We start from the raw sequence: 17,571 nt of genomic DNA, 5'->3' as shown, positions 1-17,571 counted from the left end.
CTCTGCTGGCCATCAATCTGGGACGCCACTGGATCGTCACAACATCTTCTGCATTTTGAAATTGATAAACGCTTGCCCCCGCACCTGCACCAGCTGTTGTTCGTTCACATCGAAACCCTGGTGAATGAAAAACGGTTTTGCCGTGATGCTTGCTTCAGTCACCATCGACGTCACGCCGTTCTCCCTCGCCCATTGTTCAACCGTGTTGTACAGCGCTGTCGCTACGCCGCGTCGCTGATACTCCGCATCGGTAAACAACAAATCCAGATGACCAACTGCTTCCAGACTGATGATGCCGACAATGCGCCGATCGATTTCCGCCAGCCAAACCTTGCTGTCATTTAACCGCTGCTGCCAGCGCTGACGATCGACCTGACTCCACGCCATAATCTGCTGTTGATCATAATCCTTGCTGGCGATGCCACGCACCGCGCATTGGAACACGGCAATCGCTGCATCCAAATCTTCTGGCCGGTACAACCTGGTTATGATGACCATTGCATGCCTCTGAATAAACGAAAACCCCACGCAACATTAGTAAAATTGCAGGCTGACATCAACGGCTCCCACGTTTCACAATCTGCCCACCACAGACCCGCCAGGCTCCCTCGCCTCTTAACCTTACCTTTCACTTCATCCACAACCCCATCCAGCGCACAAAACACGTAAATGATTTGCATGTTCCCCTCATCCTTTTCTCACCGCTGCCGATACCACTTAAGACAGGCATTTGCGTGCCCGTTACTTTTTACAGAACATCAGGAAAATGACTCCCATTTCATCCCAGCATGCGCACCAACGTGCGTAAAGAGATACGTCCGTCGCCTTAAGGCGTTGGATCAAGTGTCCAGCAGGGAAAATTACGCGGCCGCTTGCCGAACAGAATTTCGTTGTGATGGACGTGGCCAGACGCCGCGCCCGCAACGGGATCATTGCGCTATTGCTAACTTCCTGAGGTGTTCTATGTTTGGTGTGAAAAAATCGGTTTTTTCTCTGCCCTCGTCCAAAAGTAATAGCATCGCAAGGGATATCGATGCGATCAAACAGCATGTGGCATGGATTGAGTTTTTGCCCGATGGAGAGATCCTCAGCGCCAATCAGCAGTTCCTCGACGTTACCGGCTACACGCTCAGTGAGATTCAGGGCAAGCACCACCGAATTTTTTGTAAGCCAGACTTCAGCCGCTCATCCGCTTATGCCGCCTTCTGGCAAACTTTAGCCAGCGGCGAGTCCGTTACCGGCATCTTTGAACGCTTCAGTAAACTGCGCCAGCGTTTCTATCTCAGCGCGACCTACTTCCCGGTCAGCGATGATAAAGGCCAGGTTTATAAAGTGATCAAAGTGGCGAGTGATATCACCGCCCGCCATCAGGAACTGGAACAAAAAGAAGCGGTGATCACCGCGCTGGATCTGTCAATGGCAGTGATTGAGTTCACGCCGGATGGCAAAATCCTGACGGCCAACAGCAACTTTCTCACCCATATGGGCTACAGCCTGTCTGATATCGTCGGGCAGCATCATCGCATCTTCTGCTTTGAAAGCTTCTATCGGGAAAACCCTGATTTCTGGCAGAAAATTGGCAAAGGCCAGCACTTTGTCGGACGCTTCGAGCGCAAAACCGCCAGCGGTGAACGCATTTGGCTGGAAGCCAGCTACAACCCGGTGTATGACGCCGATGGCCATGTGTACAAGGTGATCAAGATCGCCTCGGACATCACCGCCCGTGTGGAAGCAGCTAAACGCGTGGCCGACATTGCCGTCACCACCTCCGAGCAAACCTCGCAGATCACCCACAATGCCAACGAAGTGCTGGATGAAACGGTGCGCAACTCCGGGCTGGTTGCCGTTCAGGTGAATGCGGCGACAGAGATTGGTGCACAGCTCAGTGCTTCGGCCAAAAGCATCAGCGAAGTGGTGGATACCATTAACGTGATTGCCGCGCAGACCAACATTCTGGCGCTGAATGCCGCCATTGAATCCGCCCGCGCGGGTGAAGCCGGACGCGGATTCAGCGTGGTTGCGGCGGAGGTGCGCCGGCTGGCGGCATCAACCGCCAGCGCCACGCAAAAAATCACCACCGTGGTGGAGCTGAACTCAGACCTGATCCAGCAGATGTATAAGCAGCTCGATGCGGTGAAACAGTTCGTCACCTCTGAACAGGATAAAATCACCGACCTGTCGCGCAGCCTGAAGGAAATCAACAGCGGCGTCAGCCAGTTTGTCAGCGTTATCCACCGACTTGACGTGTGATCGCGCTACGTGAATTCTGCCAATCTATCAAGGCACTGGCCTTGCAGAATTCACGTAGCAACACCAAAAAGAGGACGCAAATTAGTTATTTGCGCCCTTTTCTTCTGCTTTTTTACCGGGTTCGGCAACTACTTAACGCCGGCGATCCGCTTAAGCTCTTCTTCCGCACCCGGTGCAACCGCCAGAACCTTAGCGCCTTTGGTTATGCGATCGCCTTCGGTGTTAAACGGTAAATACCAGCCGCCCGCTTCTTTCACCAGGCAGTATCCGGCCAGGCAATCCCAGGCATGCATATAGGGTTCGAAATATCCGACCACGCGACCGGCAGCGACCCACGCCAGCATCAATGCGCCCGATCCGATGCGGATAAAGTTGCCGCCCGCTTCCAGCACGGCGCTCAACAACTCGCCGACTTCTTTTGGCGTCACGTAGCTGTTGGCACCAAAACCGACCACATGGTTTTGCAAGGTTCTGGCCGGATCGACCTTCAACGTGACGCCGTTTAAGGTTGCGCCCTTGCCGCTGGCGGCAATGTAGCACTCATCAAAACAAGGCGCGTAAATCACTCCAATCACCGGCTCACCGGCATACAGCACCGCGACGGAGACGCACCAGTTTTGCATGCCGTTAAGAAACGGGCTGGTGCCATCAATCGGATCGACCACCCAGGTGAAGCCTGAGGTGCCGGTTTGTAACCCGGTTTCTTCACCCAGGAAACCGTCGTTGGCGAACTGCGTACGGATCAAATCGTCGATATGCTGTTCGACTTCGCGATCGGCAATCGAGACCACATCCTGCAGATCTTTCTTGGTTTCAATCACTAAACGCTCACGCTGATTGAACCACTTCAGGGCCAGCGCGCCGCCGGTTCTGGCGGCTTTTTCGGCCAGCGCCAGACGCTCCATCAGCGCGCCGTTATCTAACTCAGTCATAGTTGTTCCTTACATCCAGGGTTAAGGGGCAATCAGCGCCAGGCCTTGCGGTTTAAAATCCAGCTTCACCCGAGCATTAGGCGGCAGCCGCTGTTCCATCTGCGTATCAACGATAAACAGCGCGCCAAGGTCAGTTTTCACTTCATATTCAATATGATCGCCAAGCCAGGTGGTATGCATAATTTCACCGTCGAGCGCGCCTTCGCCAGACGGGCAGACGGTGATGAACTGCGGACGCACCGAGAGCTGAGCCTTACCCGGTTGCGCGCCGTTCCCCTGCACCCGATAACGCTGGCTGCCGAGGCGGATCAGGGCATTATCCCCTTCCAATGTTTCAACTTCACACGGCAGGATGTTCGCTTCACCCATAAAATCGGCGATAAACACCGAGTTCGGCGAGCGGTACAGGGTTTCCGGCGCACCCTGCTGGGCAATATTCCCCTCCTGCATCACGATGATTTTATCGGAAACGGCCAGCGCCTCTTCCTGATCGTGGGTGACATACACGGCGGTGAAGCCCAGGCGCTGTTGCAGATCGCGGATATCCGTCCGCACCCGACGGCGCAGGCGTTCATCGAGGTTAGACAGCGGCTCATCCAGCAGCAGCACCTGCGGTTCCAGTACCAGCGCGCGAGCAACGGCAATACGCTGCTGCTGTCCGCCGGAGAGTTCCGAAGGCAGCCGGTTGCCCTGATGCTCCAGACCGATCATCTTCAGCCCTTCTCTGGCGCGATCCTGCGACTCCTTCTTGTTCATGCCGCCGGCCTGCAAGCCGTACATCACGTTGTGCAGAGCCGACATATGCGGGAACAGCGCGTAGGACTGAAACACCATCGCCACGTCACGCTCATTGGCCGGCAGATTGGTCACATCTTTGCCGCTGATGCGAATGGTGCCGGACGTGGGATGTTCCAGTCCGGCCAGTAAACGCAGCGTGGTGGTTTTGCCGCAGCCCGAAGGCCCCAGCAGCGTCACCAGCGTGCCCGCCTCAACCGTCAGCGACAGGTCGGGAACGGCGGTGAATCCGGCAAAGCGCTTTGAGACATGTTCAAACACAACGGTTCCGGCTTTTAACGCGCTCATACGGCATTCTCCTGGGTTAAGGCAGCGGCAGACGGTGCTATCGTCGCCACCTGGGTGGTTTTACTTGCCCGGCCCAGGCGACGTTCGCCGACCAGCAACTGGAATACGGCAATGATCGCCAGCATCACGACGATCAGCACCGAAGAATAGGCGATGGCCACACCGTACTCGCCGTTTTCGACCAGCCCAACAATGTACGAGGTCGCCATGTTGTACTGCGCGCTGACCAGGAAAATCACCGCACTGATTGAGGTGATCGCCCGGACAAAGGCATACACCAGCGCGGCGCTGATCGCCGGTTTCAACAACGGCAGCACCACTTTTCTCAACGTGCGGAAGCTGTTGGCTCCAAGGGTTAAGGAGGCTTCATCAAGACTCTGGTCGAGCTGACTCATCGCCGCGATACCCCCGCGCACGCCGACCGGCATATTGCGGAAAACAAAGCAGACGATCAGGATCAACGCGGTGCCGGTGATTTCCAGCGGCGGCAGGTTGTAGGCCATCACATAGCTGACGCCGATCACCGTGCCGGGAATGGCAAAACTCAGCATTAGCGCAAACTCAAACGCCTGACGACCGGCAAACTTCTGCCGGACGATCAGCCAGGCGGTTAACAGGCCGACGATGGCCGTCAGAGGTGCGGCGATCAGCGAGATTTCCAGCGTGGTCCAGAACGAGTTCCAGGCGACGCCGGTCCACAGCAGATGCCCATCCTGCAGCGTGATGCTAAAGGCGCGAATATAATGTTCCAGCGTCAGGTTATTGTTCAGTCCCCACGACTGCACGAAACCGCCGATCATAATCATGCCGTAGATCACCAGGGTGAACAGTCCCCACGGGATCACCAACCCATACACGCCAAGCCGCATCGGTTTCGGTAACTGCGCATGGCGGCCGCCATCCCCCTTGCCGGTCACGGTGGCGAAGCTTTTACCGGAGAGCCACACGCGTTGAATTATAAAGGCGCATAAGGTAAAGCACAGCAGGATCATTGCCAGCACCGCTGCCCGGCTCGGATCGTTCTGCGCACCGACCACCGAGAAGAAAATCTCGGTAGAAAGCACGCCGTGACTGCCGCCCAGCACCATCGGGTTGCCGAAATCCGCCATGCTTTCGATAAAGCTGATCAGGAAGGCGTTGGCCAGTCCCGGCGCCATTAACGGCAGCGAAACCCGCGAAAAGGTGTGCCAGCGGTTGCCGCGCAACGTTTGAGATGCTTCTTCCAGTGACGGGCTGATGCCTTCCACCACGCCAATCAACACCATAAAGGCCACCGGCGTAAACGACAGTACCTGGGCAATCCAGATGCCGGTCATGCCATACAGCCAACGTCCCGGTTCAATGCCAAACAGCGCGGCGAGCTGCGTGGTGACCACACCCGAACGGCCAAACAGCAGGATCAGGGCCAGCCCGATCACAAACGGCGGCGTGATGATTGGCAGGATGGTCAGCATCCGCAGCGCTTTTTTACACGGCAAGCCGGTACGCGATACCGCCAGCGCAAAAGCCAGTCCCAGCAACGTTGATCCGGTGGCGGTCATCAGCGCCAGCATCAGCGTGCGCCAGGCGGTGCCGCAACTTCCGCCGGTCAGGCAGGACAGGCTCCAGATGGCCGGGTCCTGAATATTGCTAATCAGTCCGTCCGGCTTAAAGCTACCGTCGACATCCTGCACCGATGCGACAAACAGGCTCAGCACCGGATACAGCACAAAGGTGCTGACCAGCGCGACCAGCATCACAATCGACGCGACCACAAAGGCATCGCCTTTCAACACTCCACGCTCTGCCAGCGCAAAGGAGAACAGCAGCAGAAAGGTGGTAAGCATCAGAATTGCGCCGGCGCCAAACGCGGGTTGGCCCTGTGCCAGCGGCCCGAAGATATTTTCCAGCCACACCCAGTTCCAGCCGCTGTAGCCAATCGCGTGGCCTTCAACCACCATAAACACGATGCCCAGCGCGCTGACCGCCAGTAATAAGGCACTCCGCGTGCCGCTGTGTTTGATTAAGCCACTGAGTGCCGCCAGCCCAAACAAACTGACGATCGCCATCAACCACGGATGCAAATGGGACAGCATCTGCCACAGGCCAGGCGCGGTCGCCTCATCGCCCCACAGCGTGGTGAGCCAGGAGAACTGGAAGAACCCCGCTTCCAGGCTGTACCAGGGCAGCAGCGTTAATGCGACCGCGCCCAGACCCAGCGCGCCGACTAACCGCCGGTTATTTGTATTCATACAACACCTCGACCTGAACGGGCAGGCTGAAGCGGACGTCAGGCGTGAGCCACCGCTGTTCGGTAAAGCTACCGGGCGATCCCGGCAGTGCGAGATTACTGAGCGCTTGCGCCGATTTCTTTATCCCAACGGCCCAGCAGCGCTTTGCGCTTCGCGGTATCGCCATAGGTTTTGAAATCGTAATCAATCAGTTTGATATTTTCGAAGCGCGGCGCGTATTCAGAGATTTCAGCTTTGGTATTGGACGGCAGCTGGAAGGATTTGGCTTCTTTCATATGCGACTGGGCTTCTGCGCTCAACGCCCAGTCATACCAGACCTTGGCACTGGCCAGGTTGCGTGCGCCCTTCACAATCGACATCGACCCAATCTCGTAGCCGGTGCCTTCACAAGGCGCGACCGTTTTCACCGGGAAGCCATCGACTTCCATCGCCACCGAATCATGCATAAAGACGATGCCGACGGTGGTTTCACCGCGCGCCGCCGCTTTCACCGGCGCAGAGCCGGATTTGGTGTACTGCGAGATATTGGCATTGAGCTTTTTCAGGTAATCGAATGCCTTATCTTCCCCCATGATCTGCACCAGCGTGGCTAAGGCGTTATAGGCGGTGCCGGAGGAATTCGGGTTAGCGATTTGGATTTCGCCCTTGAAGGCCGGGTCAAGCAGGTCCGCCCAACAGGCTGGCGCTTTGATCTTCTTCTCGGCGAGTAGCTTGGTGTTATAGCCCCAGCCCAGCGCACCGGCGTAGATGCCAACGGTGCGATAACCGGAAATCTCGGCCTGCTTCTGTGCCCAGTCTTGCTGCTGCGGCAACAGCGGCGATTTGTACACCTGGGTCAGCCCTTCTGATGCGGCCTGCATATGCGGATCGCCGGTGCCTGCCCACCAGATGTCGGTGCGCGGGTTACGCGCTTCGCTGCGTAAACGGGCATAGGCTTCTCCGGCGGAGAGCCGGACCATGCTGACTTTAATGTCCGGATGCGATTTGCTGAAGATGTCGGTCATTTGTTCGCAGACCACCACATCCGCTGAACAGATCATATTGAGGTTCCCGGCGGCGCTGGCCATAAGCGGCAGGCTGGATCCGCAAAGTGTCAGGGCAGTGATCAACAAGGTGTGACGCATGGGTATTCTCCTTGATTGTTATTTGTGTTGCTGATAAAACAAGCATCTTGCACATGTGTGCAAAGTAATAGAGTACATAATTTCGCCCGTCAATCACCTTGGTGCCGAATTGACTGGCAGTGTCACAAAATTGCAACATAATCACGGCGCATTATTTTGCACACTTGTGCAAAAGGTGGAATAGTCATTCAGGTGTGGTTGCCAGCAGGAGAGAAAATGTGAGCCAGGGTAAAACGGGGATTAATGCGTATGACGTCGCGCAGCGTGCCGGCGTGTCCCGATCGGCGGTGTCGCGCACCTTTACACCGGGTGCCAGCGTGTCTGAAAGTACCCGCAACCGGGTGATGAAAGCGGCAGAAGAGCTGGGCTATCACGTTAATCATCTGGCCCGTAGCCTGGTCAGTAACCGCAGCGGCATCGTGTGCCTGATCGTCTCCGATGTCGCCACGCCCTACCGTGCCAGCCTGGTCAGTTGGCTGACGCATTTTTTGCAGGAAGCCGGCAAGGTAGCGATGATCATTAACACCGATCTTTCCGATAACAGCGTCTCGGCGGCCCTGCAGCAGGCGATCAACTTCCGCGCCGATGCCTCGATTATTCTTTCAGGCATGCCGGACAGCGGCATCACTCAGCTTTGCTATCAGCACGGTCAGCACCTGATTCTGATTAACCGTGACGAATCCCTGCCCGGTTCGCTAAGCATCAACCTGGATTCCCGCAAGGCGGCCGATACCGCCATCAGCGCCTTTGTGCGCGCAGGCTGTCGCCATCTGGCCTTTGCCAATTCGCTGGCCGGTACCCCCAGCCTGATGAAACGAGAAACAGATTTTCTGGGCGCGGCCGAACGCGCCGGCCTGACGGTGGACGTTGAGCGCTTCGGCACCACCTCGTATGAAAGCGGACAGATACTGGCGCATCGCCTGCTGACCCGGCAGAAGCGGCCCGATGCGGTATTTTGCGTTACCGATCTGGTGGCCTGTGGTTTTATGGACGAAGCGCGAACTCGTTTCAGCTTACGCATCCCGGAAGATTTGTGTATCGTGGGCTACGACAATATTGCGCAAAGCGGCTGGTCATCCTACAACCTCACCACCTTCGCCCCGCCGATGGAAACCTTTTCCCGCGAGGCGGTACAGTGGCTGGTTGCTCAGGAAAAAAGCAGCCATGAACTGGATCCTCGCGTCGATCGGCCCAGCGACAAATGCCTGTATGAAGCCAGCGTGGTGTGGCGTGGCTCGGTCCGTGGGGGATAAACCAACACTATTCAGAGGTCGTCATGTCAGACATTAAGTCAGCACAGTGCCATTGTGGTTCCGTCGTGTTTAACGTCGAGCTTATTGATGGCTTTAACGGCGTGCTTCGCTGCAACTGTTCCCTGTGCGCGAAGCGTGGCGCGGTGATGGCGATGGGTAAACGGGTTGAGGTGATCAACGGGCAGGATATGCTGACCGAGTACCGCTTTAATTCAGGCGAAGCCGCGCATTTCTTCTGCAAAACCTGCGGTGTCTATACCTTCCACCAACGGCGTTCGAATCCGGAATTTTACGGCATTAACGTCGCCTGCATTGAGGGCGTTACGCCTTTCGACTTTTCCCCGGTCCCGGTCTCCGATGGCCTTAATCACCCCAAAGACGGCGGCGCGGGCGGCATCGCCGGTTATATCTCTTACACACCGAAGTAATCACCGTCGGTAATCAGGTGTCTCTGAGACGCCTGATTAGGGTAAGATACCGCAACTTTTTACGTCAGCACGGAGGCTATCATCGCCCTTTCTCGCCGCTTTTTCCCGGCCACCAATCTGAAAAAATTCAGCGCGCTGGCGCTGGTTGGCACCGCGTTGCTGCTTGCCAGCTGCGCCTCACAGCCACCCAAATCGCTGGTAACGCCCTTTCCACCGGTGACTAAGCAACCGGTCCCTGTGACACCGTCACTTACCGCGCAGCCGATGCGCGGCGTCTGGCTGACCACCGTTTCGCGGCTGGACTGGCCACCGGTCTCGTCGGTGAACGTTAGCAGTGCGGCGCTGCGTATCAGCCAGCAGCAACAGGCGCTGAAGGACAAGCTGGATAAGCTGAAAAGCCTCGGCATCAATACCGTCTTCTTCCAGGTTAAACCGGATGCCACCGCGCTGTGGCCCTCCAAAATCCTGCCGTGGTCAGATATGCTGACCGGCAAAATTGGCCAGGATCCGGGTTACGATCCACTGCAGTTTATGCTCGATGAAGCGCACAAGCGCGGCATTAAGGTGCATGCCTGGTTTAACCCCTATCGCGTGTCGGTCAACACCAAAGCGTCGACGGTTGCCGAGTTAAACCGCACCGTGTCGCTACATCCCGCCAGCGTGTTTGTGCTGCATCCCGACTGGATCCGTACCTCAGGCGATCGCTTTGTCCTCGATCCGGGCATTCCGGAAGCGCGGGACTGGATCACCAGCATCGTCTCCGAAGTGGTTGCCCGTTACCCGATAGACGGCGTGCAGTTTGATGATTACTTCTACACCGAATCGCCCGGCTCTGCCCTGAACGACAATCAAACCTACAGCCGCTATGGTCAGGGGTTTGCCTCAAAAGCGGACTGGCGCCGACATAACACCCAGCTGCTGATCGAGCAGGTGTCGCGCACCATTAAGCAGCTGAAACCGGATGTGCAGTTTGGTGTCAGCCCGGCCGGCGTCTGGCGGAATATTTCGCACGATCCGGCTGGTTCAGCGACTCGTGGAGCCGCCGCCTATGACGAATCCTATGCCGATACGCGTCGCTGGGTGCAACAGGGCCTGCTGGATTATATTGCGCCGCAGCTGTACTGGCCTTTCGCGCGCGATGCGGCGCGCTATGATGTGCTGGCAAACTGGTGGGCGAACGTGGTGAAAAACACCCCGACCAAACTCTATATCGGCGTGGCGCTGTATAAAATTGGCGAACCGTCGAAGATGGAGCCGGACTGGATGATTGAAGGCGGCGTGCCCGAGTTGAAAAAGCAGCTCGATCTGAACGATGCCGTGCCGCAGATTGACGGCACGATCCTCTTCAGGGAGAACTACCTTAATCAACCGCAGACGCAGAAAGCGGTCGATTATCTGCGCTCACGCTGGGGACGCTAATCAACCTGTTCGGCCAATAAATTCCAGGCGCTGGGATGCTGTTCAAAACCGATTTTTGGGTAGTATTCCACCGCCAGCGGCGCGGCCAGCAGGATAACGCGGCATTTTGGATGAAGCTGCGCGGCGGTGACTGATATCAGCTTTTTACCCAGCCCGGACTTTTGCACCGTCTCGGACACCGCGAGGTCGGACAGATAGCAACAAAAGCTGAAATCGGTCAGCGATCGCGCCACGCCCACCAGCCGGTCGCCAATCCAGGCGGTCACCAGCAGGTTGCTGTGTTTCAGCATATCGGCGATGCGATCCCGATCGGCAATTGGCCTTCTCTCGCCAAGCGAGGTCTCTTTCAGTAAGTTGATAAACTGCGTTTCGGTGATAGGTTCATTAATTTTGTAGCCGATCTCTGCCTCTGACATGCCAGACTCTCCTGCTGATGATGGCGATCGATAGTATCAAGACTCAAGGAGCATCATCATGGAACATCCGGTCAGCAATCAAGACTATTTTCAGCAAACCTTCGATAAGCTGGATCTTATTTCAGCCAGTCTGGAAAGCGCGCGATTTGAAGAGTGCGTGTTCAATAACTGCAACTTTACCTCGGCGCAACTGACCCGCTGTAAGTTCACCCAATGTACCTTCAACCACTGTAACCTCAGCGTGACGGGCATCAGCTGGTCGACGTTTTATGAGGTGGCGTTCAATGAGTGCAAGCTGAGCGGCATAGACTGGACGCGCGCGCAGTGGCCAACCTTCAATCTCGATCCTGAGCTGCAGTTTACTCAATGCCTGTTAACCAACGCGTCGTTTCAGGGATTGAAGTTAAATGGTTTGAGGCTGGACGAGTGCAAGCTGCATGAGGTGGACTTCCGCGAGTGTGATTTGGCCAACGCAACGATCACCGGCTGCGACCTGGCAGGCAGTTTATTTAACAACACCAATCTGCGGGCGGCGGATTTTACCGACTCGTGGAACTTCACCATCGACGTGATGCACAATACCGTCGCGCGGGCGAAATTTTCGCGGCTGGAAGCGGTGAATTTGCTGGCAGGATTGGGGATTGAATTAGTCGATTAAACAGAATATTCGTCATCTGGTTGATGAATAAAGAAACACCAGATGACGTAAAGCCGATTTAGGTTACACGATTAACTAATTAACCAGATGGAATTTAGCTGTTGCGGCACTTCTTTCTTTTACCGGCAGGCTGGTCAGGCTGTCTTCTAGGATACCCAGAATGGCGCTATCGACCTGTTCATCGAACTTTCTAGCGAATAGATTTTTACTGTTAAGCAAAACCACTGAATCTTTTCGGACAAAATCACGCGGACGCAGCTTAATATCGTCACTGGCGACCCAGTCAATTTCACGTTTATCGTCGGAGACGATCACTGATTTAAAGGTGGTATTCATCAATACCGTCTGGAAAAAACCTTCATCTGCGATCAGCGTATTTCGGTAGAAGTCTTCAAACTTTTTCAGTTCAGGACTGTAGGTAATGAACTCACAGAATGCCCGGCTGAGGATCATCCATTGATTGCCAATATAGGGCGTCACACCTTTTAAAAACATCCGGTTGGCAAGCGGATCGATTTCTAATTTATCCCCCACTTCCTGCACATAGTCTTTAATGCGGTGCAGGGTTTCCGGACGGATTTTGGCCTGATCGGCAACCTTAATAAATTCAACGCCTTTATGCAGATTCAGGAAGCTCAGTATCTCTGCCTGACTTTTTAACGGGAAGTCCTGCCCGCTGAGGTTGATAAAATATTCCCATTTAACGTCCATATTGACCAGTTTTTTAATGCCGCGTAATGCTGCATCCACCAGACTATAGCCGCCCCAGATCGCATCTTTGCTTTCTAATATCGACGCATTGTCATAGTCTTTTAAAAACAGGGTGATGTCATCAACCGTTTCAGCCTCTGCACCTTTATCGATATGGATCAGGTAATGATTGTCCGCATGATAGATAGATTTAAACAGACGTTTAAACTGGTGAGGGTAACGGTGTGCAAGAATAAAATAAGCGATCATTGAATTTCCTTTCTTGATTATTATAAAATAATCCTCATGGAAATAATGAGGTAACAAACGAAGGGATCTTCGTTAAAACCAAATGAGAGAAAGTGGTAATAGATCGAGTATAACACGCTTACTGCCGTTTCATTTTTATACTTTTCAAACTTGCCGATTAATGACAAAAACTCAGCAACAAAAAAGGTCTAACCAGTTGAATACGTAAACAATGAGAGGCTTAAATTTTAACGGGCAATTAAAAATTATCTCCCTTCCATTTCAACCCCTCTTAACGATATTTATTCTTCTCAGTCAGACCAAACCGGCCAGCGAATGCCAGCCGTGTCGTTGCCGGCTTTTGCACCGTTGGCGTCGCTCTCTCTTGGGTGTTTGGAAGTGTGGTCACATTCGCCCGTGAGCCGATTGTTTGCTATATTCGGCTCATCCAGTGAGCCGAATAGTCAGATTAATCGGCTCACCACTTGATTAAGGCGGGCAAAAATATGACTTCAGATTGGATTTGGCAACAGCCGGACTGGCCCCACTTTCGCTGGGATGAGGCGGCATTATTGCCACGTCTGCGCGATATTCAGCAGCAACGTGGGCTGTTGCTCGGGCGCGCGGGAATGCTGCCCGATGATGAAGTGCAAACCCTTGATACTCTGCTGGCCAATATCCTCTCCTCTTCCGCCATTGAAGAAGAGCCGATCAATGTGCAGTCGGTGCGGTCGTCGCTGGCACGCCGGCTGGGCGTAACGGAAGAGCATCCCTGGCCGGTTTCCGATCGTTCTGAAGGCCTGGCGGCGATGATGCTGGATGCCATCGATAACCGGCAGCATCTGCTGAGCGTCGAGCGCCTGTGTCAGTGGCATCAGTGGATCTTCCCGCAGGAGGGGCTTTCCATCCATTCGCTTGGGGTGGGCAAATTACGCGGCAATGAGCCGATGCAGGTGGTGTCCGGACGTATCGATAAACCGGTGATCCACTTTATCGCCCCGCCTCGCGAGGGGCTGGAAGCGCAACTGGCCGAGTTTATTGACTGGTTTATTGCCAGTGAGAAAGATGCGCTGCTGGATCCTCTGCTGCGTGCGGCCATCAGCCATCTGTGGTTTATCACCCTGCATCCCTTTGATGATGGCAACGGACGTATCACCCGCGCATTAACCGACCTGGCGTTATCGCAGGCGGACAGCCAGACCATCCGGCTGTATGCCATGTCACCGGCAATCCTGGCAAGGCGCGCAAGTTATTACCAGATACTGGAACAGACGCAGAAAGGCGGCCTGGATATCACCGACTGGCTCAGCTGGTTTCTGGACACGTTGCAGGAAAGTATCCGCGAAGCCATTAACAGCGTTGAGCGCACGCAGATCAAAGCCCGCTTCTGGCAGCGCCATCACCATGACGCGCTAAGCAAGGAACAAATTAAAGTGCTGAACCGCCTGCTGGATGGCGGCGATCAGGGCTTTGAAGCGGGCATCAGCGCCAGACAGTACCAAAAGGTGGCCAAAGTCAGTAAGGCCACCGCAACCCGCCATTTAGCGGACCTGCTGGACAAAGGCTGCATTGAAAAACTGCCGGGCGGCGGACGCAGCACCCGTTATCAGGTGTTAGTGAATAAATGAACGTTAAACACATGTTACGCGAGGTAAGCGTTTGCGTATCTTTTGGCCGCTTTATGCTTAAACAACCCTCTTCTCAGCCGGTCTCAAACTCCCTTTTGTGCTGTTTAACAAAAACGTCACATTTGTATGATAACCACACACAGTAAAAGGACACTGCAACGGTATGATTCATAAAGAAAAATAGTAAACAAATCTTAACAAAATTAATCATTGAGCTCGGGGGGGAAAAGCCCTATATTGGGCGCGCTTTTATACAGAGTCGCTACTTTTTTAACCAGTTTCAATCAGGGTGCCAACGATGCCCCCGGTTGTAGGAGAGATATGATGACGGATAAAGTCCGTATTGATACTTTAGGTGCAAAGTCTTCACATGCAAACAATGAAACCTATTTGGCGAGACAAGCTGAATTTGAATCAAATGTCAGGAGTTATCCACGCAAGTTGCCGTTTGCTATAGCAAAAGCACAGGGCGTCTGGATTACCGACGTTGAGAATAATCACTATCTTGACTGCCTGGCTGGCGCGGGAACCCTGGCTCTTGGCCACAACCACCCTGACGTCCTGCAAAGCATACAAAGTGTCATTACCAGCGGCTTGCCGTTACATACACTGGACCTGACCACGCCATTAAAAGATGAGTTCTCTGCTTATCTTCTCTCTTTACTGCCTGGTCAGGGTAAAGAGTACTGCCTGCAGTTCACCGGCCCTTCTGGCGCGGATGCCGTCGAAGCGGCGTTGAAACTGGCGAAAAAACACACCGGTCGTACTGGCGTGATCAGCTTCTCCGGCGGCTATCACGGCATGACCCATGGCGCGCTGGCGGTAACAGGTAACCTGTCGCCGAAAGAAGCCGTCAACGGCATGATGCCTGAAGTGCAGTTTATGCCGTATCCGCACCTCTACCGCTGCCCGCTGGGTATTGGCGGTGAAGCTGGCGTGAAAGCGTTGACCTACTACTTCGAAAACCTGATCAACGACGTGGAAAGCGGCGTGCGCAAACCTGCGGCGGTGATCCTCGAAGCCGTTCAGGGCGAAGGCGGCGTTAACCCGGCGCCGGCTGAGTGGTTGCAGCGCATCCGTAAAGTCACCAAAGAGCACGGCATCCTGCTGATCATCGATGAAGTTCAGGCTGGCTTCTGCCGTACCGGCAAGCTGTTCGCCTTCGAACACGCGGGTATTGAGCCAGACATCATCGTGATGTCTAAAGCTGTGGGTGGCGGTCTGCCACTGGCGGTGCTCGGTATTAAGAAAGAATTTGATGCCTGGGAACCGGGTCACCACACCGGCACCTTCCGTGGCAACCAGCTGGCGATGGCGACCGGCCTGACCACGCTGAAGCACCTGACCGAAAACAACATTGCCGGGAAAGTGGCTGCACAGGGCGAATGGCTGAAAGGCCAGCTGGCTGAGATGCAGAAACGTTTCCCGGTGATCGGTAACATTCGCGGTCTGGGCCTGATGATCGGTATTGAGATCGTGAAGCCAGGCGAAGCACAGGATCATATGGGTTGCTACCCTGCCGATCCGGAACTTTCTGCACTGCTGCAGAAGAAATGCTTCCAGGCGGGTCTGATCCTGGAGCGCGGCGGGCGTAACGGTTGCGTGCTGCGTCTGCTGCCTTCCCTGTTGATTTCTCAGGAAGAGCTGACCGTGTTCCTGGATAAATTTGAAAACGCCCTGTTAGCTGCTGGCGTAAAACCCGTCTGAGTGGAGTGAAGTTGATGTCCGGATTAAACCCTATTCTGGCGGCTTCTGCGCAGAGCACAGAAGCATATAAGCAGGCGATCGAGCAGAGCAGCCAGGCCGTTGTGCAATGGCTGCAACAACCTGAGATGTATCAGGGGAAAACTGTTGCTGAGCTTCGCGAACGCATTACGCTGGATTTTAATCCTCAGGGCCTGGGTAACCAGGCCGCTATTGAGCGTGCGATTGAGTTCTTCTTAAAAGACAGCCTGTCGGTGCATCACCCACAGTGTGTGGCGCACCTGCACTGCCCGAGCCTGGTGGTGAGCCAGGCGGCGGAAGTCTTGATCAATGCCACCAACCAGAGCATGGACTCCTGGGATCAAAGCCCGTCAGCCACCATCATCGAGATGAAGCTGATTGAATGGCTGCGTACTCAGGTTGGCTATCAGGCTGGCGATGCGGGCGTGTTCACCAGCGGCGGTACCCAGAGCAATCTGATGGGCCTGATGCTGGCGCGTGATGCCTTCTTTGCCCGTCAGGGACACTCAATTCAGCAGGATGGCCTGGTTGGCAACCTGAAGAAGATCAAAGTGTTCTGTTCTGAGCATGCGCACTTCTCGGTGCAGAAGAACATGGCGTTGCTGGGTCTGGGTTATCAGTCCGTTACCCTGGTGAAAACCGACGAATTTGCCCGTATGGATTTGGCCGATTTAACTGAGAAGCTGGCGGCGGCGAAAGCCAACGGTGAGCAGGTGCTGGCGATTGTCGCCACCGCTGGCACCACCGATGCCGGTGCTATCGATCCGCTGCGCGCGATTGCGAAGCTTGCCGCTGAAGAGCAGATCTGGGTGCACGTTGATGCGGCCTGGGGCGGTGCGCTGCTGCTGTCTGAGAAGTATCGCGATTATCTGGACGGCATTGAGCTGGTGGATTCCATTACCCTGGACTTCCACAAGCAGTTCTTCCAGACCATCAGCTGCGGCGCCTTCCTGCTGAAAGAGGCGCGTCACTATGAGCTGATGCGCTATCAGGCGGCTTACCTGAACTCCGAGTTCGATGAAGCTCAGGGCGTGCCAAATCTGGTGTCCAAATCGCTGCAAACCACCCGCCGTTTCGATGCGCTGAAACTGTGGATGGGTCTGGAAGCATTAGGACAGAAGCAGTACGCGGAGATCATCGATCACGGCGTGACGCTGGCGCAACAGGTGGCAAGCTACGTTGCTGAGCAGCCTGCGCTGGAGCTGGTGATGAAGCCACAGCTGGCAAGCGTGCTGTTCCGTTATCGTCCGCAGCAGTCTGCGTTCGCCACGGATGCGGCCATTGCGCTGCTGAACCAGAAGATTGGTGATGCGCTGCTGGATTCAGGCCGCGCCAACGTCGGTGTGACCGAGTCGAATGGCGTCACCTGTCTGAAAATGACCTTGCTGAACCCGACCGTAACGCTTGAGGACATCAAAATCCTGCTGGCGCTGGTTGAGAGCACGGCACAGACGTTAATCGCCGCGTAATTTCGCAGCATTAACA

15 protein-coding genes are annotated in these 17,571 nt (G+C 55.0%); 8 read left to right on the top strand and 7 right to left on the bottom strand.

Annotated elements, in window-relative coordinates; all coding sequences use genetic code 11:
• Window positions 1-36: 36 nt before the first annotated feature.
• Window positions 37-498 (bottom strand): GNAT family N-acetyltransferase, encoded by a 462-nt coding sequence (locus tag AC0IXH_RS06185; RefSeq protein ID WP_471720181.1) that lies wholly within the window; start codon window positions 496-498, stop codon window positions 37-39.
• 465 nt (window positions 499-963) lie between these two features.
• Between AC0IXH_RS06185 and AC0IXH_RS06180 the strand changes: the two genes are divergently transcribed.
• Window positions 964-2,250 carry a methyl-accepting chemotaxis protein gene (locus AC0IXH_RS06180; RefSeq protein WP_013202214.1) on the top strand — a complete coding sequence of 429 codons (1,287 nt, stop codon included), beginning with the start codon at window positions 964-966 and terminating at the stop codon, window positions 2,248-2,250.
• A gap of 128 nt (window positions 2,251-2,378) precedes the next feature.
• On the opposite strand, the gene AC0IXH_RS06175 is transcribed toward AC0IXH_RS06180, so the two are convergent.
• From AC0IXH_RS06175 to AC0IXH_RS06160, 4 genes are all read right to left on the bottom strand, one after another.
• Window positions 2,379-3,182, bottom strand: a complete 804-nt coding sequence (locus tag AC0IXH_RS06175; protein ID WP_471720180.1) for an inositol monophosphatase family protein — start codon at window positions 3,180-3,182, stop codon at window positions 2,379-2,381.
• A gap of 21 nt (window positions 3,183-3,203) precedes the next feature.
• Entirely contained in the window at window positions 3,204-4,265 is a 1,062-nt protein-coding gene (locus AC0IXH_RS06170) for an ABC transporter ATP-binding protein (RefSeq protein ID WP_471720179.1), read from the bottom strand.
• Window positions 4,262-6,496 (bottom strand): ABC transporter permease, encoded by a 2,235-nt coding sequence (locus AC0IXH_RS06165; protein WP_471720178.1) that lies wholly within the window; start codon window positions 6,494-6,496, stop codon window positions 4,262-4,264. The genes AC0IXH_RS06170 and AC0IXH_RS06165 overlap by 4 nt, the downstream gene beginning before the upstream one ends.
• Window positions 6,497-6,591: 95 nt before the next feature.
• Entirely contained in the window at window positions 6,592-7,620 is a 1,029-nt protein-coding gene (locus tag AC0IXH_RS06160) for an ABC transporter substrate-binding protein (RefSeq protein ID WP_471720177.1), read from the bottom strand.
• Window positions 7,621-7,838: 218 nt separating this feature from the next.
• Here AC0IXH_RS06160 and AC0IXH_RS06155 point away from each other — a divergent pair, with 218 nt between their 5' ends.
• The 3 genes from AC0IXH_RS06155 to AC0IXH_RS06145 all read left to right on the top strand — a co-directional run bounded on the left by AC0IXH_RS06155 (window position 7,839) and on the right by AC0IXH_RS06145 (window position 10,720).
• Complete coding sequence (locus tag AC0IXH_RS06155; RefSeq protein ID WP_206401119.1) at window positions 7,839-8,873, top strand: substrate-binding domain-containing protein; 1,035 nt, start codon at window positions 7,839-7,841, stop codon at window positions 8,871-8,873.
• 23 nt (window positions 8,874-8,896) lie between these two features.
• Window positions 8,897-9,301: a GFA family protein gene (locus AC0IXH_RS06150; RefSeq protein ID WP_134824167.1), complete on the top strand. Its 405-nt coding sequence runs from the start codon at window positions 8,897-8,899 to the stop codon at window positions 9,299-9,301.
• 117 nt (window positions 9,302-9,418) lie between these two features.
• On the top strand, window positions 9,419-10,720 hold the full coding sequence (locus tag AC0IXH_RS06145) for a glycoside hydrolase family 10-like protein (protein WP_471721124.1): 1,302 nt from the start codon (window positions 9,419-9,421) through the stop codon (window positions 10,718-10,720).
• On the opposite strand, the gene AC0IXH_RS06140 is transcribed toward AC0IXH_RS06145, so the two are convergent.
• Complete coding sequence (locus tag AC0IXH_RS06140; RefSeq protein WP_013202222.1) at window positions 10,717-11,136, bottom strand: GNAT family N-acetyltransferase; 420 nt, start codon at window positions 11,134-11,136, stop codon at window positions 10,717-10,719. The two genes, AC0IXH_RS06145 and AC0IXH_RS06140, sit on opposite strands and share 4 nt — an antisense overlap.
• 58 nt (window positions 11,137-11,194) lie before the next feature.
• Here AC0IXH_RS06140 and AC0IXH_RS06135 point away from each other — a divergent pair, with 58 nt between their 5' ends.
• Window positions 11,195-11,794, top strand: coding sequence for a pentapeptide repeat-containing protein (locus AC0IXH_RS06135; RefSeq protein WP_013202223.1), 600 nt, complete (start codon window positions 11,195-11,197; stop codon window positions 11,792-11,794).
• Window positions 11,795-11,869: 75 nt separating this feature from the next.
• On the opposite strand, the gene AC0IXH_RS06130 is transcribed toward AC0IXH_RS06135, so the two are convergent.
• Window positions 11,870-12,811 (bottom strand): beta-1,6-N-acetylglucosaminyltransferase, encoded by a 942-nt coding sequence (locus AC0IXH_RS06130; RefSeq protein ID WP_241199503.1) that lies wholly within the window; start codon window positions 12,809-12,811, stop codon window positions 11,870-11,872.
• A gap of 428 nt (window positions 12,812-13,239) precedes the next feature.
• On the opposite strand from AC0IXH_RS06130, the gene AC0IXH_RS06125 reads away from it, so the two are divergent.
• From AC0IXH_RS06125 to AC0IXH_RS06115, 3 genes are all read left to right on the top strand, one after another.
• Window positions 13,240-14,361 (top strand): Fic family protein, encoded by a 1,122-nt coding sequence (locus AC0IXH_RS06125; protein ID WP_471720176.1) that lies wholly within the window; start codon window positions 13,240-13,242, stop codon window positions 14,359-14,361.
• Between the two features lie 321 nt (window positions 14,362-14,682).
• Entirely contained in the window at window positions 14,683-16,068 is a 1,386-nt protein-coding gene (locus tag AC0IXH_RS06120; RefSeq protein ID WP_013202226.1) for a diaminobutyrate--2-oxoglutarate transaminase, read from the top strand.
• 14 nt (window positions 16,069-16,082) lie between these two features.
• Complete coding sequence (locus tag AC0IXH_RS06115; RefSeq protein ID WP_134824171.1) at window positions 16,083-17,555, top strand: pyridoxal phosphate-dependent decarboxylase family protein; 1,473 nt, start codon at window positions 16,083-16,085, stop codon at window positions 17,553-17,555.
• Window positions 17,556-17,571: the final 16 nt, after the last annotated feature.

The organism is Erwinia sp. AC075, from assembly GCF_979253995.1.
This window is presented reverse-complemented; position numbering and strand designations above follow the sequence as displayed.